The organism is uncultured Chitinophaga sp. (assembly GCF_937898475.1).
GTDB lineage: Bacteria > Bacteroidota > Bacteroidia > Chitinophagales > Chitinophagaceae > Chitinophaga.
This window is the reverse complement of record NZ_CALEJS010000016.1, coordinates 888204-907622: the sequence shown is the minus strand read 5'-3', so window position 1 is coordinate 907622 and position 19419 is coordinate 888204. Positions and strand designations below refer to the sequence as shown.

Annotated in this window: 22 protein-coding genes; 11 read left to right on the top strand and 11 right to left on the bottom strand. The window is 47.8% G+C overall.

What is annotated here, in order from left to right:
- Window positions 1-179: 179 nt before the first annotated feature.
- Complete coding sequence (locus Q0577_RS13550; protein ID WP_298737153.1) at window positions 180-890, bottom strand: Crp/Fnr family transcriptional regulator; 711 nt, start codon at window positions 888-890, stop codon at window positions 180-182.
- 53 nt (window positions 891-943) lie between these two features.
- Here Q0577_RS13550 and Q0577_RS13545 point away from each other — a divergent pair, with 53 nt between their 5' ends.
- The 7 genes from Q0577_RS13545 (at window position 944) to Q0577_RS13515 (ending at window position 6582) form a co-directional block, all read left to right on the top strand.
- On the top strand, window positions 944-1537 hold the full coding sequence (locus Q0577_RS13545) for a pseudouridine synthase (RefSeq protein WP_298737152.1): 594 nt from the start codon (window positions 944-946) through the stop codon (window positions 1535-1537).
- A gap of 63 nt (window positions 1538-1600) precedes the next feature.
- The gene (locus tag Q0577_RS13540; protein ID WP_298737151.1) at window positions 1601-2476 is read left to right on the top strand and encodes a YicC/YloC family endoribonuclease; all 876 of its coding nucleotides are present in this window, start codon (window positions 1601-1603) and stop codon (window positions 2474-2476) included.
- Between the two features lie 10 nt (window positions 2477-2486).
- Window positions 2487-2975, top strand: a complete 489-nt coding sequence (locus tag Q0577_RS13535; RefSeq protein WP_298737150.1) for a gliding motility lipoprotein GldH — start codon at window positions 2487-2489, stop codon at window positions 2973-2975.
- Window positions 2972-3988: an ATP-binding protein gene (locus Q0577_RS13530; protein ID WP_298737149.1), complete on the top strand. Its 1017-nt coding sequence runs from the start codon at window positions 2972-2974 to the stop codon at window positions 3986-3988. The genes Q0577_RS13535 and Q0577_RS13530 overlap by 4 nt, the downstream gene beginning before the upstream one ends.
- A gap of 41 nt (window positions 3989-4029) precedes the next feature.
- Window positions 4030-4737, top strand: a complete 708-nt coding sequence (locus tag Q0577_RS13525; protein WP_298737148.1) for a response regulator transcription factor — start codon at window positions 4030-4032, stop codon at window positions 4735-4737.
- Between the two features lie 182 nt (window positions 4738-4919).
- Window positions 4920-5732, top strand: a complete 813-nt coding sequence (locus Q0577_RS13520; RefSeq protein WP_298737147.1) for a histidine kinase — start codon at window positions 4920-4922, stop codon at window positions 5730-5732.
- Window positions 5733-5835: 103 nt separating this feature from the next.
- Window positions 5836-6582: a LytTR family DNA-binding domain-containing protein gene (locus Q0577_RS13515; RefSeq protein ID WP_298737145.1), complete on the top strand. Its 747-nt coding sequence runs from the start codon at window positions 5836-5838 to the stop codon at window positions 6580-6582.
- On the opposite strand, the gene Q0577_RS13510 is transcribed toward Q0577_RS13515, so the two are convergent.
- The 3 genes from Q0577_RS13510 to Q0577_RS13500 all read right to left on the bottom strand — a co-directional run bounded on the left by Q0577_RS13510 (window position 6577) and on the right by Q0577_RS13500 (window position 10143).
- Complete coding sequence (locus Q0577_RS13510) at window positions 6577-7338, bottom strand: tetratricopeptide repeat protein (protein ID WP_298737144.1); 762 nt, start codon at window positions 7336-7338, stop codon at window positions 6577-6579. The two genes, Q0577_RS13515 and Q0577_RS13510, sit on opposite strands and share 6 nt — an antisense overlap.
- Window positions 7335-9311: a BatD family protein gene (locus Q0577_RS13505; protein WP_298737143.1), complete on the bottom strand. Its 1977-nt coding sequence runs from the start codon at window positions 9309-9311 to the stop codon at window positions 7335-7337. Before Q0577_RS13505 ends, Q0577_RS13510 begins: the two co-directional genes overlap by 4 nt.
- A gap of 127 nt (window positions 9312-9438) precedes the next feature.
- Window positions 9439-10143: an SDR family oxidoreductase gene (locus tag Q0577_RS13500; RefSeq protein WP_298737142.1), complete on the bottom strand. Its 705-nt coding sequence runs from the start codon at window positions 10141-10143 to the stop codon at window positions 9439-9441.
- 32 nt (window positions 10144-10175) lie between these two features.
- Between Q0577_RS13500 and Q0577_RS13495 the strand changes: the two genes are divergently transcribed.
- Window positions 10176-10901, top strand: a complete 726-nt coding sequence (locus Q0577_RS13495) for a YjjG family noncanonical pyrimidine nucleotidase (protein WP_298737141.1) — start codon at window positions 10176-10178, stop codon at window positions 10899-10901.
- Window positions 10902-10992: 91 nt separating this feature from the next.
- Here the strand turns inward: Q0577_RS13495 and Q0577_RS13490 are convergent, their stop codons facing one another.
- The 5 genes from Q0577_RS13490 to Q0577_RS13470 form a co-directional block, all read right to left on the bottom strand.
- Window positions 10993-11250, bottom strand: coding sequence for a hypothetical protein (locus tag Q0577_RS13490; RefSeq protein ID WP_298737140.1), 258 nt, complete (start codon window positions 11248-11250; stop codon window positions 10993-10995).
- Between the two features lie 42 nt (window positions 11251-11292).
- Window positions 11293-11946: a phosphatidylserine decarboxylase family protein gene (locus tag Q0577_RS13485; protein WP_298737137.1), complete on the bottom strand. Its 654-nt coding sequence runs from the start codon at window positions 11944-11946 to the stop codon at window positions 11293-11295.
- Between the two features lie 112 nt (window positions 11947-12058).
- Complete coding sequence (locus Q0577_RS13480; RefSeq protein WP_298737135.1) at window positions 12059-12943, bottom strand: phosphatidate cytidylyltransferase; 885 nt, start codon at window positions 12941-12943, stop codon at window positions 12059-12061.
- A 3-nt stretch (window positions 12944-12946) separates the two neighbouring features.
- The gene (locus tag Q0577_RS13475) at window positions 12947-13171 is read right to left on the bottom strand and encodes a DUF2007 domain-containing protein (protein WP_298737134.1); all 225 of its coding nucleotides are present in this window, start codon (window positions 13169-13171) and stop codon (window positions 12947-12949) included.
- On the bottom strand, window positions 13171-14073 hold the full coding sequence (locus Q0577_RS13470; protein ID WP_298737133.1) for a CPBP family intramembrane glutamic endopeptidase: 903 nt from the start codon (window positions 14071-14073) through the stop codon (window positions 13171-13173). Before Q0577_RS13470 ends, Q0577_RS13475 begins: the two co-directional genes overlap by 1 nt.
- 106 nt (window positions 14074-14179) lie before the next feature.
- Here Q0577_RS13470 and dusB point away from each other — a divergent pair, with 106 nt between their 5' ends.
- The 3 genes from dusB to proC all read left to right on the top strand — a co-directional run bounded on the left by dusB (window position 14180) and on the right by proC (window position 16785).
- Window positions 14180-15247: a tRNA dihydrouridine synthase DusB gene (gene dusB / locus Q0577_RS13465; protein ID WP_298737132.1), complete on the top strand. Its 1068-nt coding sequence runs from the start codon at window positions 14180-14182 to the stop codon at window positions 15245-15247.
- A 35-nt stretch (window positions 15248-15282) separates the two neighbouring features.
- Window positions 15283-15852, top strand: a complete 570-nt coding sequence (locus Q0577_RS13460; protein WP_298737131.1) for an NUMOD4 domain-containing protein — start codon at window positions 15283-15285, stop codon at window positions 15850-15852.
- A gap of 132 nt (window positions 15853-15984) precedes the next feature.
- Entirely contained in the window at window positions 15985-16785 is an 801-nt protein-coding gene (gene proC / locus Q0577_RS13455) for a pyrroline-5-carboxylate reductase (protein ID WP_298737130.1), read from the top strand.
- Here proC and Q0577_RS13450 read toward each other — a convergent pair.
- Window positions 16782-17282, bottom strand: coding sequence for a histidine phosphatase family protein (locus tag Q0577_RS13450; RefSeq protein WP_298737128.1), 501 nt, complete (start codon window positions 17280-17282; stop codon window positions 16782-16784). The two genes, proC and Q0577_RS13450, sit on opposite strands and share 4 nt — an antisense overlap.
- 219 nt (window positions 17283-17501) lie before the next feature.
- Complete coding sequence (locus Q0577_RS13445) at window positions 17502-19349, bottom strand: amidophosphoribosyltransferase (RefSeq protein ID WP_298737123.1); 1848 nt, start codon at window positions 19347-19349, stop codon at window positions 17502-17504.
- Window positions 19350-19419: the final 70 nt, after the last annotated feature.

The following is a 19419-nucleotide window of genomic DNA, read 5'->3' as shown; positions in this document are numbered from 1 at the left end:
TAACCGTTCAGGCTCCGGAAGGAGTTAAAAAATTTGATGGGGCGGGTGTAATCCTGGTACGGAATGAAAAGTGGAGTAAAAGAGGGTGTAAATGGAGCCGGTAAACGTATAAAAGGCGTTGCGGAATAACGTGAATTACTAACGTTCGTGTACATACGCCATAATAACGGTATCCCTTGCTAATCCTGCAAATTGGCGGTTTTTATCATACCCTTCATGTTGAGCAGGCGTATCTTTTTGCCTTCAAGCTCAATCATGCCTTCCTTTTTGAATTCGGAGAGTAAACGGATAGCAGATTCGGTAGCGGTACCTACCAGGTTGGCAATTTCTTCGCGGGAAAGTCTAACGTTAAGTGTTTGACCATCGCTTTCCACTCCATAGGTTTCATGGATGAACAGCAGGGTTTCTGCCAGGCGTTCGCGAACCGGTTTCTGGGCCAGGTGTGTGATCTTTAACTCTGCCTTGCGCAGTTCGCTGGAGAGGATGCGCATCATTTCCAGGGAGAGTGAAGGATCGCTTTGAAGCACGGAAAGGAACAGGTCTTTAGGGATAAAACATACCTGTGCGTCTTCCAGCGCAATGGCGGTAGCGGTATATCGTTCCCCGCTCAGCAATGCCTTGTATCCCATAATATCGCCCGCCTTGACCAGTCGAATGATCTGTTCGCGGCCGTCGTCTCCGCTATGTGAAAGCTTTATTTTGCCTGAATTAATGCAGTAGATACCAAAAGAGTAAGCGCCTTCCTGGAAAATTACCTGCCCTTTCTTATACAGCGAACATACCCTGGCTGAGTTCAGCGAGGAAAGCTGCTCCCCCTCCGCTTTGCAGAAAATAGAACCAAAGCGGGCTTTACAATGTTGACAGCTGATTTGTTGAATAGATGTGCCCATATGCAATAGCGCAAAATTACTAATTTGCAGGGCGTTCACCAAAGCCGGTTCCCTTGCGTCTTCGTTATTATCTCATCTACAAGCCTTACCAGGTCCTCACACAGTTTGGAAGGGAGGGCGGTAAGGCCAGTCTTGCCGACTTTTTTGACGTGCCCAGAGACGTATACCCGGTTGGCCGCCTGGATTATGACAGTGAAGGATTGCTGATACTGACCAATGATAAATCCCTGAACCACCGCTTATTAAACCCGCGTTTTGCGCATGAACGGGAATATTGGGTACAGGTAGACGGGGCCGTTACTTCCACCGCCCTGGAACAGCTGCAGCAGGGTGTCCGTATCTCAGTAGATGGTAAGCCTTATCATACCCAACGCTGTCAGGCATTCTTTTTTGAGCACGAACCGGCTGTGCCGCCGAGAAATCCACCTATACGTTTCCGCAAAGAGATACCGGCGCCCTGGATCCGGTTGATCTTAAAAGAGGGAAAGAACCGGCAGGTGAGGAAAATGACAGCTGCCGTGGGTTTCCCCACGTTGAGGCTTATCCGTTACCGGATTACAGCCGCTACGCTGGACGGCCTGGATCCCGGAGAAATGTGGGAATTAACCGGGGAGGAAATATATAAACTCCTAGCTTTTAAGCGCTAGCCGGGAGCCACCTTTTGCGCTTTGCACTAATTTAGCTAGGTTTGTTACCTACAAACACATAATATGCTGAAATCAATGACCGGCTTTGGAAGGGCTGAAATTACACGTGGCGAAACGACCATCACCGTGGAAATAAAGTCCTTAAACGGGAAACAGTTTGAGGTTAACCTGAAATTATCTCCCTTATTAAGACCGTATGAATTTGACATCCGTAACCAGATGCAGCAAACGTTGCAAAGAGGCACGCTGGACACGACGATCAACATCCGGCAAAACGGGGCTACCCGTCCCGTTATGGTAAATACCGAGCTGGCTAAGTTTTATTATCAGTCTATTACCACCCTGGCTAACGAACTAAAGCTGCCGCAGGATGATATGCTGAATGTACTGATGAAGCTTCCGGAGGTAGTAACACCGGCTACAGAGCAGATAACGGAACAGGAATGGAATACAGTGCTGGACGTACTGAAACATGCGCTGGAAGAGCTGGATACGCACCGTTTGAATGAGGGTACCATGCTGGAGGCAGACCTCCTTCTGCGCATAGAGAATATTGAATCTTATTGTAGCAAGGTGCGGGAACTGGACCCCCTGCGAAAAGACAGGATCCGCCAAAGACTGGAACAGCTGCTGGCAGAGTACGTAGGAAAGGAAAACGTAGATGCAAACCGTATGGAACAGGAACTGATCTTCTACCTGGAAAAGCTGGATATATCCGAGGAGCTGGTACGCCTGGAGAACCATTGCCGCTACTTTAAGGAGATATTAAGAGAGCCGGAAACAGCAAAGGGTAAAAAGCTGGGTTTTGTGTTGCAGGAAGTAGGACGTGAAATAAATACTACCGGCTCAAAAGCCAACGACGCCGCCATACAGCAGTGGGTGGTGTTAATGAAAGACGAACTGGAAAAGGCCAAAGAACAAGTATTAAATGTACTATAGAAGCAGTTTTATGAACCGTTTGGGCGCAATTATCATCGCCGGTTGCCTGCTAATGGCTTCCTGCCTGCCCGCTAAAATGGATGCCTATGAAAAAAACCAGGAAATACCCAGGCATCAGTGGACATATCAATACAAACCCGTTTTTGAAGTAACGGTAAACCCGGAAGATACCGCCTACCTGTATAACTTATATGTGAACGTACGGCATACTGATGCCTACCCCTATAGCAATATATGGGTGCTGGTAAGTACACAAACGCCGGGCGATACCACGCAGCAGCTCCGCCGGGTAGAGTTACCCCTGGCAGATGCCAGCGGCAAATGGCTGGGCAGCGGCCTGGATGATATCTATGAGCACCGCATTCCAATACAGGAAAGGGCCATTCTGAATAAGCCGGGTACCTACCGTTTTATTTTTGAACAGAATATGCGGCAGAATCCGTTGCCTTATGTAATGAACGTGGGGCTGCGGATAGAGAAAGCCGGACAAAGACCATGAGGCGCATTTTCACTAAAATGCAGGATAAGAAAGTGGTGCCGGCCATCTATCTTTTTGTGCTGGCTTATACCATACTGGCCCTGGTATGGTGGGGGGTACTGCTGTTCCTGCAAAGCGATCAGATCACCCGCTTTGAAAAACAGAACCTGGACCTCCGTATCGACAAGGTTACTCATCCCACAGAGTACCAGCTGGAACTGCAACGGATAGACCGGGATGAACGGATGCGTACTTTTAAGTTCGCCGGCGAGGGAGGCACTTTTCTTTGCATCATTCTCCTGGGCGCTTTCTTTGTATACCGCGCTATAAGAAAGCATATAAAGCTTACCCAGCAGCAGCAGAACTTTATGATGGCGGTTACCCATGAGTTGAAGTCGCCTATTGCGGCGGTTAAACTGAACCTGGAAACTATCCGCAAGCATAAGCTGGACGAGGAAAAGCAACAAAAGCTGGTGGAGAATACCATCAAAGAAGCCAACCGGCTGGATCAGCTCTGTAATAATATACTCCTCGCCTCACAGCTGGAAACCCAGGGGTACCGCCTGTTCAGAGAGCCACTTGATTTTTCTGCCCTGCTGGAAAGCGGCATCAGGGAAGTGCAGGCACGGATACCTACTCACACAATTACAGCTGAAATAGCGCCTGATATATGGGTGGAGGGAGACAAATTCATGCTTCAGATGGCCTTGAGCAACCTGGTAGAAAACGCTGCCAAATATGCCCCTAAACACACCCTGATCAAGGTACGGTTATACGAGTCCGGACATGTCCTGAAATGGCAGGTGGCAGATGAAGGTCCCGGTGTACCCCTTGAGGAAAGGGAGCGGATATTCCTGAAATTTTACCGCATTGGCAATGAAAATACCCGTAAGGCAAAAGGATCCGGCCTGGGACTTTTCCTTACCAGGAAGATAGTAGAGCAGCATGGCGCCTCCATACTGGTAAAGGACAATATCCCAACAGGCGCCAGCTTCGAGGTCAGCTGGCCCGTATATTCCGTGCAAACGGCGTAAATTTGCAGGATGGATGGTAAACTTTAGACAAAATTTTTCACATGAAAGAAGCGACGAAAGCGTCCATTTTGCTTGTAGAAGACGAAGAAAACCTCCAGGAAGCGCTGAAGCTGAACCTGGAGCTGGAAGGTTATGAAGTAACTGCAGCCGACAATGGGACAACGGCCTTAAAGGCGGTAAAGAACGAGTATTTTGACCTGATCATATTAGACATCATGCTGCCCGAAATGGATGGCATAGCCGTATGCGAGAATATACGTATACAGAACAATGATGTACCTATTCTGTTCCTGAGCGCAAGGAACAGCAGTGCAGACCGTGTGCTGGGATTAAAAAAGGGAGGGGATGATTATATGACCAAACCCTTTAACCTCGAAGAACTGCTGTTGAGAGTGGAAAAACTGATCGTAAAGAACAAAAGAATACAGGATAAAGACAGTGTGCCGAACGTCTATCGGTTTGGTAACAATACGATAGATTTTGCAGCGCAGGAATGTATAGGAAAAGACGGCAAACATTATGAGCTGAGTAAGAAGGAAACGATGCTGCTGAAGTTGCTCATAGAAAATAAGGGAGAAGTAGTGACCCGTGAAAAGATACTCCAGGTGGTTTGGGGATACAATGTATATCCGACCACGCGCACTATCGACAACTTTATACTCAACTTCCGCAAGTACTTTGAAGAAGACAGCCGTAACTCCAAATACTTCCATTCTGTAAGAGGAGTGGGATATAAATTTACCGAATAGCTATTAGCTGTTGAACCGGCAGCAGCTAATAGCCGTAAAGGCTGACCACTTATAATTGTTTTTCTTCCGATTGCCAGAGAAATACTGCCTTGCAGTAATTACCCCTTTCCTTTCCTGATGATTTAATAGAAATTTAAATAGCGTATATAATATGCGTGGTGGTCCTTTTGTAAACCTTATCAGTGTTACGATATTACGAGCATATATTTTCAGCGAGTGATTGGCCTTACTGGCTGTTCTTTTTATTAAGTGTGGCGCTAATCAGTTACTTTTTCTTCCGGCGGGAACAAAGGATCAAACTGGCTACCACCGAAGAAATAAACAGGCGGCAATCTATGGTGAACCTCGAATTGCATGCCTTCCAGGCGCAAATGGATCCTCATTTCATTTTCAACAGCTTAAACGCCATCCATCATTATATCCTCACCACCAGTACAGACATGGCGTCTCTCTACCTGACCCGTTTCTCCAAGCTCATGCGGTTAATGATCGCCAATTTCAATAAAGAATGGGTGAACCTGGAAGATGACCTGGAGGCGCTGGAATTATACATACAACTGGAGCAGCTCCGTTTTGAATCGCAGTTTACCTACCAGCTGAGGCTTTCCCCTGAAATTAGTGACCGTTTTACCCTGGTACCACCCCTGATCATTCAGCCCTATGTGCAGCAGGCTATCTGGCACCGCATATTGCAACGGCCGCAGAAAAGCGGGGGCCGCCTGGATATATTCATAGGGCGTGACCAGGACAGGCTATATATACAGGTAGATGACAACGGCGTGCGCAGTGAGCTGCATCCCGCCTCCTATACTGCCGCCCAGCTAAGCCGTAATGTTAACATTGCCGCAGAACGCCTCCATATTATGAGCGAGAAATATCATATGGAGGCTACCATTACAGAACAGGACTTCTACGAAGAGGGATCTTCTACCCCCGGTAGCCGCGTTACCATCAGCATGCGGCACATCAGCAGCCGGCAATTATTGGCCGGATAAGCAACTTACACGGAAATTTCGTAATTTTTACATGGGACAATAAGCACTATTCCGGCAATCCTTCGATTGAGAACGTAAATCCATTACATCTAACCTGTGCAATATGCGTGCTATTATAGTGGACGATGAAAAGCACTGTCGTGACCTGTTGCTGCTGCTATTGGATAAGTACTGCCCGGATGTGACGGTTGAGGCCGTCTGCGCTGACGGCATTACTGCTTTGGAGGCGATTGAAAGATGCCATCCGGAACTATTGTTCCTGGATGTTGAGATGCCAGGCATGAATGGTTTTGAGCTCCTGGAAGCCTGTGAACGGCCTGCTTTTTCCGTCATATTCACCACGGCATATAACCAGTATGCCATACAGGCCATCCGTCACAGCGCACTGGATTACCTGTTAAAACCGCTTGACAAGGATGAATTAGTACGAGCTGTAAACAAGGCCGTCTCTCAGCAAAGACAGGTTAATGGTAATAAGGTAAACAACCTGCTGCTATTCCTCCATGAGCATCTGCAGGCTGGCGAACGGCTGGCGCTGCCAACCATGGAAGGATTGCGTATGGTGCTGCCCAAGGACATCGTGTATTGTGTGGCCGAAGGTGCTTATACACGGCTGTACCAGCATAGCGATAAAATGGCGCCCTTAGTGTGCCGCACCCTCAAAGAGGTCGAGATGGTGTTAAAGGACAAAGGTTTTTTCAGGGTGCATCACAGTTACCTGATCAACCTCTCTTTTATGGACAAATATATTAAAGGAGATGGCGGCGAGATCATTATGACAAATGGAAGTTGTATCCCGGTTTCCCGTCATCGCAAGCAGGACTTTATGGCGAGAATAGAAAAGCTATAGCCGCTTTACCTCATTACAGCTTATCCAGCCCGTTTTGCCGTCGGCCAGTTCTATCTTACAATAATCCTCGGTAGCATCCAGCACGGCGACTTTCATGCCTTCATTTAATTCAAACAGGTCTTTACCGCCCGGATCTGGGCCTGGCTTAGCCTTAATGCCGCTGTTCATGACAATACCAATATCATGGTTTTTGGCCGTCTTCCAGGTGTAGACAGACATAAAGCTGTAAATAACTGCCAGCGCCCCTATAACGCCAATTCCCACACGAAGCACCTGTGTGGCAAACCGTTCCGCCAGCAGATATACCAGGATGCCCGCTACCAGTATCCAGAACAGGAAGATGCTGCCAATGGCCCAGCCATTAGGGCTATGCAGGTGCTCCCATTGCTGCCACCATTTCTGGAAGAACAAGAGTGGCAATTCATCTGTGAAGCCCTGCACACGTTGATTGGCTAAGGCCAGATTATGTGCGGCCGCTTCATGACCAGGATCGAGACGTAATGCTTTTTCATAGTTGTACACTGCCAGGCCGGTTCGATTACTTTTATAGTAGGCATTGCCTGCGTTGAAATATAGCTCGGGCAATGAATAGCCCTGATCTATCAGCTGCTGGTAGGCAGCCGCAGCTTCGCTGTATTTGTTCTGCTGATATAACTGGTAAGCTTTTTCGTACTGCTGCTGCGTGGCATTCTGAGCCTCTACTGAGCCAATGCCCAGCAATAATAACAATGTTACTATATAGCGTATGGCGCTCATATTAATTCCTTCTTCGTTTTCAATTCATCTTCCAGCTGGCTGATAACTTTCACTGCTTGTTGGTAGGTGCCCTGCATTCTATCGTTACTGTGCATGGGAGCATACAAAGCCATTTCACAGTTATCCAGCAGTTCAAAGAGTTGATGTGTATTCTGCCCGTTGATATGCCGTGATGCAAGTCTATCCTGCACCAGCTGCTTGTTGAGATCTGCGAAGGGAATCTGCAGTTTATGGCTCAGGTAGCCCCACACCGCACGGGATGTCTCCTCATAAAAGGCCCGGTCCTTACCTTCTTTCAGGTAGCGGGCAGCCAGCTCCAGGCGTTTTAAAGCAGCTTTGTTGGCATAGCGGTGTCTAAGCATATCTGCATTTACCCGCTGATAATGGATTTTGCGCCGGTATAGTATGCCTGCTACCAACGCCAATACCGGTATCAGCAACAAGAGCCAGTACCAGAAGCTGCCAATAATAAATCCGGTGTTTTTCACCCAATTCAACGGCGCTTTGCGAACGGGTATCAACACGTTCTTGTCTACACTGAAATCTTCCTTAACCTGTTTATTCTGTTTGCCTGGACTTACCTTGATGGTGAAAGACTTTGACCTGATCGTTTTATAAGCCTGGGCAGCAGGATCAAAATAAGAGAACTCCACCGGCGGGATGGTATGCTCACCGGCTTCCAGCGGCATCAGCGCAAACTCGAACTGCCGGCTGCCGGATAATTGATTGCTGTTCTTGTCTATATTGTCGGTGATCTTTGGATCATACTTTTCAAAACTGCCCGGGATATTGATCTTTGGGCTGTTAAGAAGGTTTACATTCCCCTGCCCTGCCACCACCACTTTCAGCGTGAGCGCATCATCAGTAGTGAGCGACGTTTTGTCTATTGTGGCATTCATGGAAAAGTTGCCCACGGCACCATTGAAACTAAGGGGCCGGGTATCCACCGGCAGCGGTTTTACCGTAATCTTTACAGGAGTACTCTGTATCTTGTAGGGAACATCTTCGTAGGTAACTTCCGGGCGGTTGAAGAAGTCATCAAAGAAAGGATCGCTGAAGGGATCTCTGAAACCGGGGTCGTTAAAAAAGTCTTCAAAAATATCCCTTGGTCTCTTACGGTTATTGTCGTTAACGAGTTTTACAAGCCTTACCTGGTTATCCACTTCAACCGGATCCAGTTCCAGTGTGCCGGATTGCAGGGGAAACAGCAGGGTTTTACGTATGGTGAAAACTTTGAAGAGCTGGCCGTTCACCCTTTCTGTAGTTGCCTGCGGCGGATTAGGCAGCTCAACATCTTTGGCAGAAAAGCCTTTGAAGGCCGGTACACGGGTAACGCTTGAGTTTGTTGGAAGGCGGGTGTATAGTTTATACGTTGCAGTTAGCTGCTCGCCTTCATAAAGGCTCGTTTTATCCACGTCTACTTTCAGGAATATATTCTTCCGCAGTTTGGTATTAACATCCTCTCCCTTACGTAATATGCCGTCAGACACCTCCTCATCTACCTGCCCCGGTGCCCTGCGAGGAACAAATCCCGGTTGCGGGCTGGAGGGAGCCGCCTGCGCTGCACCATGAGGACTTTTTACTACTTCTATCGTTACCGGGTTAGAGCGAACGATATTACCATTTACACGGGCTGTTGCACCTGCAATGGTAAAGTTGCCCACCCTTTTAGGCTGGATGACATATATGAGCGCTATATACTCGGAACGTCTGCCATTGAAAATAGATTGTCCCTGAACCTGGGACGGGCCTTGCATCACTTCAAAATCATTCAGGGCCGGCGGTTGAAAACTGGATACATTAGGGGCGTTCTCCAGCATAAACTGTATCTGAAATGGTTCGTCCTGCGCAACCCGGGTACTGCTTACATTCGTGGTGAAGCGAAATTCCTGGGCTTTTGCACAGGCCACTATACTCAAACAAAAGAGCAGGGCCAGACCCCACTTCCTTATTTTAACCTGACTAACCATCATAACTCTTGACAAATTTAACCAAAGCCTTAGCTGTGAAGCGTAATTTCCCGTTAAAAGTTAGTTAAAAAAATAATAAAATATGATGATCAAATCTTTAACTGGCAAGGATTTGAGCGCGATCTGCCTATTAACCAATATCACCAAGTACAGGCCTTAAAAGGATCTCTTCCACTACGGTTTGAGCTGCCAGTGTATAAGACGCCCATATGATGTTTGCAATATCCTCAGGGGCCATCATACGGCCTGCGGGAGCTTCAAATCCTTCCCAGGAAGCAGTTAACGTTGGGCCCGGGCTGATAGCAGTGACCTTCACATTGTGTTGCTTCAGTTCTTCGCGCAGGTTCCTGGAAAAACCCAGTAATGCAAATTTAGTGATACTATAAGCGCCGCCGTTAGGATATGCCTTGTAACTGGCCGTTGAGCAAAGATTAAAAATATGGCCCTGACGACGGGTGATCATACCAGGTAACAGCTGCCGGGTAAGATGATAGGCGCTGTATACGTTTACGGCCATCAGCTTCTCCAGCAGGCCCTCAGGCTCTTCATGTAAAGCCCCGGGCACAAAAATACCTGCATTGTTTACAAGTATGTCTACAGATGGAAAGCTGGCGTTAATCTTTTCAGCAAAGCCAAGTACCTGCTTTTTATCGCCCATATCCACCGGAACTGCCAATACCTGGGCCTGTGGGCGTTGCTGCTGTATTAAAGCAGTCGTTTCCTCCAGTGTCGCGCTGTTCCTGGCGCAGATCGCCACGTTAAAACCTTCCATGGCAAGCTTGATTGCTACCGCTTTTCCAATGCCTTTACTGGCGCCTGTTATCACCGCGTTCATAATGAATAGTTAAAAACCGGAAAATAAGAAAAATGAGTGAATGGTGTAACTTTGTACGCGTGATGAAGTATAAACATATTTTCTTTGACCTGGATCATACACTATGGGATTTTGAGACCAACTCTTACCAAACCCTTCAGGAGCTTTATTATCACCATAACCTGAGCAGCAGGGGGGTGCCTACTTTCGAGGCTTTTTACAACAGTTATGTAGTGCATAACGAAACGCTGTGGGACCGCTTCCGGAAGGGCTTTATCAGCCGGAACGATCTGCGGTATAAACGTTTCCGGGCTACTTTGCTCGACTTTAAGATCGGGGACGAGAAGCTTTCAGACGCGCTGAGCGACCAGTTTTTGCAGATATTGCCGGGCAAAACAGCCCTGTTCCCCTATACGGTGGAAGTGCTGGAATACCTGAAAGAAAAGCAGTATCCACTCCATATGATTACAAACGGCTTTGAAGAAACGCAGTTGCTGAAAATGCGTAACACCGGTATTGATCGTTATTTTACACACATTATTACCTCCGAGGTAGCGGGCAGCCTGAAGCCCTACCGGGAGATCTTTGATTATGCTATCGGCAAGGCGGCTACCACTGCTGCAGACAGCATTATGATCGGGGATGCGCTGGATCTGGATATTGCCGGCGCCTATAATGTAGGCATGGATCAGGTGTATTTCAATCCCGCTGTACCCGCCACCACTCTCCAGCCCACTTACACGATTTCCTGTCTGAGTGAGCTAAAAACCATACTGTAATCATCTGGCTCCTAATAGCGAGAGCCTCAGGTTAAGGGATAATTCCCTGAACCTGAGGCTCTTCCTTTATAGCAAATTGTAAGTATATAACTCAGCCTTCTTTAACTGGAGCCGGTTTGGTAGCCGGTTCTTTTTTGGCAGACTTAGTAGCGGCCGTTCTGAGGGCGGCTGCTTTAGACGGCTGCATACAACAAGCTTTTGTCTTGGCAGTAGCAGCGCCTTCTTTTTTGCAGCAGGCAGCTGCAGTTGCATCCTTTTTGCAACAGGCCTTGGCAGTTTCCTTTTCCTGGGCAAGGGCGGTGCCGCCAATCAGCAGGGCGGCGGCGAGGGATATAAATATCTTTTTCATTTGTACCGGTTTTATTGGCATACTATCTAAAGATACTACATTTTACAACTGTGCGATGACCGTCTGTCCGCCTTTTACATTCTGTTCCAGCTGAACGTCCACCTTCGTGCCTACGGGCAGGAAAATATCTACCCTGGAGCCGAATTTGATAAAGCCCAGTTCTTCGTTCTGCTTTACCTCCTGGCCTGCTTTCAGGTAGTTCACGATACGGCGGGCAAGCGCACCGGCAATCTGGCGCACCAGTACCTCTGCCTTTTCGTTACCGATCACCACCGTGTGTCTTTCGTTCTCGGTAGATGACTTCGGGTGCCAGGCAACAAGGTATTTACCGCTATGGTACTGAGACAGTTTTACCTGGCCACTGATGGGGTTCCTGTTCACATGCACATTGGCCGGGCTCATGAAGATGGACACCTGCAGTCGTTTATCCTTGAAATATTCGGGTTCGTAGGTTTCTTCTATTACCACAACTTTACCATCGCAGGGAGAGATCACCAGGGATTCGCCCTGTTGCATATCCCGGAGCGGTATGCGGAAAAAGGAAACAATGAAGAGGAATAATACCAGGGATATTACAAAAAAGCTCCAGGTAAACACCGGAGATGTTCCGAGGTAATAAAAAACGGCTACATTAAGCAGCGCCAGCACCAGAAAAGTAAGTCCAATAGTGCCCAATCCTTCGCGATGGATCTTCATGTTTGTTGTTAGTTTGTTGGTTTCGGTAATGCGAAGGTAGTATAATTACGATTAAGAATTAAGCATAACCTTGTTCGTAACATGTAATTGATAATTCGTAATTGCTTTGAAATCAAACCATCATAAAGGATTGTACATAGATCCAGGCAAAGGGTGAGGCAAGCAGCAGGGAATCGAAGCGATCCAGGAAACCACCATGGCCAGGCATGATACTGCCTGAGTCCTTCACGCCGGCCAATCTTTTCAGTTTAGACTCCAGCAGGTCTCCTGCCGTACCAAATACAGCGGCAATACCTGCGAGGCTCAGCCAGTGTTGCAGGTCGAGCCAATTCCTCCCCCAGTAGTATCCAAAGATGCCTGCTACTGCCACTACCAGGATCATACCCCCAACCGATCCTTCCATGGTCTTTTTGGGTGAGATGGCAGGAAAGAATGGGGTACGCCCTATCAGCGAACCGATGATATAGGCCATCGTGTCGTTTATCCATATAAAGCAGATCAGTAGTAAAGGGATCAGCCAGCCCGGCTGGCCACCCGGGGTATTGCCTGTGAAGATAATGTCGTGCACACTGAGGCGCAGGTCAATAAGCAGACCAAGGGATACGGTGATGTACAGCAGACCAAGGGCAGAATAACCTATGTTTTTCAGTGAAAAGTCCTTTCCCAGCAGGATTTCTCCCATGGGTAGCACTAACAGGAAAATCACAGACATCCACCAGCCCATAAAGCCCAGGGAAATATCGGCAGAACCAAACGCCTGGCCGGTGAACGCCATGGTGATAGCACAACTGGCCACCACTACCCCATAACGGTGCCATACAGATACTTCCTGGTAGTCTGTATCTATCAGGCGGATCAGTTTGAAATACTCCTGTAGTGCAAAAATATTCACGAGAAGGAACAGCAGGAAAAAAGTAAAAGGGCTCCATAAAATTCCCCCGAGCATGACAGCTACAAATACCAGGGCGGAGGCGGTACGGGTAAAAAAAGTCTTCATCAGTTATTGTTTGGTTGTGCTTCTTCCTTCGTTGATCAGCTCCAGGGCCTGTGCCTGCTGCGAAACATGGACATATATTTCCGCTCGTCCTGGCAATGCCTGCAGGTAGGACGAATCCTGGCGGTTCAGCAATACGGCATTTATACCGTTTTCCTGCAGCATACCTTTGATCAGTTCTGCCTCAAAAGGCCTGTCGGTATCAAATATTTTTATCCAGTCTTTTTCCATTACTCAGGTTTTATGGGTTGGTTTGGCAATTTAGCACGTTTATAGAACACCCACAAAAGCGAGAGGGTAACCAGCGCGCTGATCAGGGCTACATACCAGGAGGTGCTGCCGGTTTTGGTGGGATCATCAGTTATCACCTTCGCCTGGTAAAGGTATGCAGCTACTACCTGTATGCCGTTAACAAGAAAGTGCCCCACTATTGACAGCCAGAGGTTACCGCTGAGCAGGTAGATTGCGCCCAGCAGAAAGCCAAGCAGCGCCCTGGGTACCAGGCCCAGAAGCTGCATATGTACGGCGCTGAAGAGAATGGCGGTTATGAGCACCCCCAGCCAGGGTAATTTTACCATCTGAATAATAAGCCGCTGCAGCACGCCACGGAAAAACACTTCCTCTCCTATGGCTGGAAGTACGGCAATCAGCACAAGGTTTATAAGCAGATCGGTTATACGCGGCATTTGCAGCATCCGCTCTACCAGCATGTCTGCCTGCTCTTCCAGCTGCCGCAGGTTGGCAGACACCTCCCACTGGCGGTTCCATTCTCCGGTTAGATCCACGGCCCACAATGAACAATACATGATCAAAAGCGCTAATATCAACGACAGCGGACGGGGCTTCTGACCCAAGCCCAGCCAGGCTGCCGGCCTGGGATCCGTGAGATAGGCAAAAAGTAAGGCCGGCACCAAATAAACCACCAAAGTGTATAAAAATTGTACTAATTTCAAATAGCCGATAACTTTAGGACCGGTGGCGCCGGCGTCTTGCAATTGTTGAATAGTATAACCACTCAGGGCAGGAAAGCCGGTATAGAGAAAAGTACCGTAGAGTAGCATGAAACCGATAAAGATCCCAATAAAAGCCACAAACTGTAACGAAGGTGAAGACTGTTTCAAGTAGCCGGTCATAGATGTTAGCTGTATTAAATTTGCGTAAATTTACATCGCCAAAACCAGTTGGCAATAGTTTACTGACCTACACAGCCCTACAGCTACTGATAACTTATTATTACACATGGTGAAGATTGGAAATATAAACTTAGGGGATTTCCCCTTACTGCTGGCGCCAATGGAAGATGTCAGTGATCCTCCATTCCGGGCAGTTTGTAAGGAGAACGGGGCGGATCTGATGTATACAGAATTTATTTCTTCGGAGGGGCTTATACGTGATGCGATAAAAAGCCGTCAGAAGCTGGACATTTTTGACTATGAACGTCCTGTCGGCATCCAGATATTCGGGGGAGATGAGGAGCCAATGGCCATGGCGGCACAGATTGCCGCTGCCACCAATCCCGATCTTGTGGATATCAACTACGGCTGCCCAGTAAAGAAAGTAACCTGTAAAGGCGCCGGCGCGGGTATTCTGAAAGATATACCCAAAATGGTAAGGCTCACAGCCGCAGTGGTGAAATCGACTAATTTGCCAGTAACCGTCAAAACCCGCCTGGGTTGGGATGATGACAGCCGGAACATTGAGGAGGTAGCGGAGCGTTTACAGGATGTGGGTATTCAGGCGATCACCATCCACGGACGTACCCGCACCCAGATGTACAAGGGAAATGCAGACTGGACGCTCATAAGTAAGGTTAAGAACAACCCCCACATAAAGATCCCGGTATTCGGTAACGGCGATATATGCACGCCGGAGCAAGCTGTTGCAGCCAGAGCCAAATATGGGGTAGATGGTATTATGATAGGCCGGGCGGCTATCGGGTACCCCTGGATATTTAACGAAATCAAGCATTTTATGCGTACGGGTGAACATTTACCGCCCCCAACTGTTTTGGAAAGAGTAAGGGTTTGTAAAAAGCATCTGCATCACTCCGTTGCCTGGAAGGGGGATGTGGTAGGCATACTTGAAATGCGCCGGCATTATACCAACTATCTGAAAGGGTTACCGCATATAAAAGATTTCAGATTACAATTAGTAACTTGCAAAACACTGGCAGAAGTAGAACAGGTTCTGGATACAATCGCAGTACAATACAAGGATCACATTTTTGAGCGGACAACTCCCCAGATAACAAACAGTAATTACCTGCCGGCAAATAATGAAATGGTAGATTGTAACGTTTACGGGTAAACCCCAAATTCACGTTTATTAAAAATTACTTTCACATGGCCACAATTAAAAACCTGAAAAACGAAGTCTGGAAAGACTTGCAGATCAAGAACAAGTCTGCCTTGCGCAAGAGATATGCTGTGTCTAACATGGGGAGAGTGATCAGTTACCATGAGAAAATAGAAGACGGCAAACTGTTATCCGGCTCTACCGTAGAAGGGTATACGGTCCTGAACGTAAAACCGGCGGATAGCTATCAGTCGCTGTACCTGCACAGGGAAGTTGCCAAACTGTTCAACAAAAGACCCAGCCGTACCCACAAATACGTTATTCACCTGGATTACGATAAGAAGAACAACAAGGCCTCTAACCTCCGTTGGGCCACTAAGGAGGAAATGGAGAAGCACCAGCAAAAAAGTCCGGCCAAACTGGCTTATAAGGAAAAACAGCGTAACCGCCTCAAAGGCCTTAAACTGAACGTAAATAAGGTTAAAAGTATTAAACGTCTGCTGGCTAAACCCGGCAAACGTACCATGAAGCAGATCGCCGAACAGTTCGACATCAGCGAAATGCAGCTGTACCGTATAAAAAGCGGTGAGAACTGGAGCCATGTAAGCGCGGATTAACACCTGGTTTGCCGGGAATGATCAATATTGATGTTGTCTGACTAAGGCTAGACCAACCGTTCAATCAACGGAAGGGATAGCCTTAGTTTTTTTGATACCGATACTTTACTTTTGTTCAAATCAAAAGTAGATATGTCAGCCAAAAGAATCGCCATCATCGGCGGAGGTAACCTGGGTTCAGCCATTGCACAAGGCGTATTGAAAAGCGGATTTGCAAAAGGGAACGATATTATTATTACTAAACGTAATGTTTCCACCCTGGCGGATCTCGAAAAGCAAGGGGTAAAGACGGAAACGGATAATGCCAAAGCCATTGCCGCAGCAGATGTCATCATAGTAGCATTAAAGCCCTATAACGTTAAGGAAGTATTAAGCCAGGTCAAAAGCGCTTTTGACCCCACCAGGCATATGCTCATCAGCGTAGTTACAGGAGTTAGTATGGATGAACTGGAGCAGATAGCCGGCGTGGGGATCGCTGTAGTACGCGCCATGCCCAATACCGCTATTGCCATTCAGGAATCCATGACCTGTATCTGCCATAAAAATACCAGCCCGGAGCAGGGCGTTTGGGTAAAAGAGCTGTTCGATCAGTTGGGGGTAACCGTCAGCATAGATGAAAAACTGATGGATGCCGCTACTGTATTGGGTGCCTGCGGTATTGCCTATGCCTTGCGTTTTATAAGGGCCAGTATCCAGGGGGGGATAGAGATCGGGTTTGACGTGCGTACGGCCAACCTCATAGCTGCGCAGACCGTAAAGGGCGCTGCGGCACTGCTGATAAGCGGCAACCGTCACCCCGAAGAGGAAATTGATAAGGTAACCACCCCCAAAGGCTGTACAATAGCAGGATTGAATGAAATGGAGCATCAGGGTTTCAGCTCTTCGCTGATCAAGGGGATCACTGTTTCCTACAACAAGATATTAAAGGGCTAAACCATTTCCTGTTTAGGGTAGTCAAAAAAGAGGAATTTCTTATAAGCCCTGTCAAAATCTTTCCAGGACGTGATATCGGCTTCCACGGCAAAAATGCCGGATGTTGGCACATTGTCAATCCTGATCTCTTCTGTCAGGTAGTTGGCAAAATCGGTAATACCGGGGTTATGCGCAAAAATAGCCACCGCGTTAAAATCATCGTCTATCTTGGTGATCACTTTGAGGAAGGTGGACGCATAACACAGATAAAGCTCTTCCTCCAGTAATATAGCCTCTTTAGGATACTTCCATTCCCGGGCCATGATCTTGGCAGTAGTGCGGGTACGTTTCGCCGGACTGGAGATGATCAGTTCAGGTACCATTCCTTTGTGTATCAAACGGGCAGCCATTTCAGGCGCATTCTGTTTGCCTCGTTTATTCAGGGGCCTGTCAAAATCGTCCATGTCCGGGTCGTTCCAGCTGGATTTTGCATGACGGATAAGGAGTAATGTTTTCATACGCTGAAAACCATTAATAACCATAACGAAAATACGGAATTTCAGATTGAGCAGAAAGTTAAAGCCTTACCCTAATCCGGCACTCAGCAGCCCGCTGATTTAAAACAAAATTAACATCAGCGGGTTGCGGTTGTAATATTAATAGCTGTCTATATATGAAAAACAAACGGGCACTGGTGTAACAGTGCCCGGTATTGTATGAGATGATGTTAAATGTGATCAGTATCCTCTTTCATTCTTTCCTTCCATATAGTTCATGAAGGCTTTATTTACTACCCGGTTACCGCCCGGTGTGGGGTAATTACCGGTGAAGTACCAGTCGCCCAGGTTATTGGGACAAGCCTTGTGCAGGCTTTCGATTGACTGGTATATCACATCTACCTTGGCATTGATACCTGCCGGTGTGATGATCTGCGCTATCTTGGCTGAAATTTCTTCAGTGGTGAATGGTTTGTAAATGTTGCGCACCACGTTCTGGGCGTGCAGGGTGTTTGTACGCTGCAGCTCTTTACAGAGGCCGTAGGCTTCCTGCAATATATATTCCTTGCCTTGCTCTTTCAGCAGCGCTATGGCGGCCTGGAAGGCAACAAAATCTCCCATTTTGCTCATGTCAATGCCGTAGCAGTCCGGGTAGCGGATCTGCGGGGCAGAAGAAATGATGATGATCCGCTTGGGGCCCAGACGGTCCAGCATTTTGATAATGCTTTCGCGCAGCGTGGTACCGCGAACAATGGAGTCATCTATTACAGCGAGGGTGTCTATGCCAGGTCTTACGGTACCGTAAGTAATGTCGTAAACGTGTTGTACCATCTCGTTACGTCCGGCGTCTTCCGAGATGAAGGTGCGCATTTTTACGTCTTTGATGGCGATCTTGTCTATACGCACCCTGCGGTTCACCATTTCAGAGAGCTTGGTCTCGTCAAAATCCTTACCCCATGAAAGGATGCGTTCTACCTTGATCTTATTCAGGTAGTCCTCCAGGCCTTTTATCATACCGTAAAAGGCTACTTCGGCTGTATTGGGAATAAAGGAAAAGATGGTATTGCGAAGGTCGTTATCAATGGCTTTAAGAACGGTTTCAGACAGGTGATAACCCAGGTTGGAGCGCTCCTTATAGATCTTTTCATCGTTGCCGCGGGAAAAATAGATCCTTTCAAAGCTACAGGCTTTTCGTTCCTGCGGGGTAAGGATCTGCTCTATACTGTATTCGCCGTCGTTCTTTACGATGAGGGCGTTGCCTGGCATGAGTTCCAGCACTTCGTTCTCTCCTACATTAAAGGCGGTGCGGATGGCGGCCCTTTCAGAGGCGGCCACAATTACGTCTTCGTTAACATAGTAGTAGGAGGGACGAATACCATGCGGGTCGCGGATCACGAAAGAGTCGCCGCTGCCAATGAGGCCGCATACATGGTAACCGCCGTCAAACATGGAAAATGCCTGCTGCAGGATGTGTTTTACATCCAGGCCGTTACGGCGCACTTCATCTTCCTGGCAAAGGAAATGGTGCACTACTTCCAGCATCGCGGCAAGGTCACTGTTGCGGTGCACTTCACCCGGATCAACATTTACGAACTTGAAAAGCTCGTCAGCATTTACCAGGTTAAAGTTTCCTGCGAGGGTAAGATTACGGGCGGGAATAGTGTTGTAGCGTACAAAGGGATGGCAGAGCTCCACATTGTTTTTGCCTTGGGTAGCATAGCGGAGGTGGCCCATCAGTAGTTCGCCCAGAAAGCGAACGTGGCCTTTCATCAGGCCGGGATATTTGGTGATCTCAGGCTGGTACTTCTCGATTTCCTGGATTTCATCCCTGATCTTTCCAAAAATATCACCGATTGCCTGGGGCGCACTGCTCCGGATGCGTTGCATGAATGGCACCCCGGGTTCTGTATTGAGTTTTACGGTTGCTACACCTGCTCCGTCCTGTCCACGGTTATGCTGCTTTTCCATCAGCAGGTACAGCTTGTTGAGCCCAAAGAAAACCGTCCCGTATTTTTGTTGGTAATAAGAGAATGGTTTTCTTAATCTTATGAATGCTAAGCCGCATTCATGCTTTATCGCATCACTCATCCCTAAAATTTGAAAGCGCAAAGGTACGGCGAAAAAATGCCAAATCCCAAATTCCGCAGTTGATTTGGAA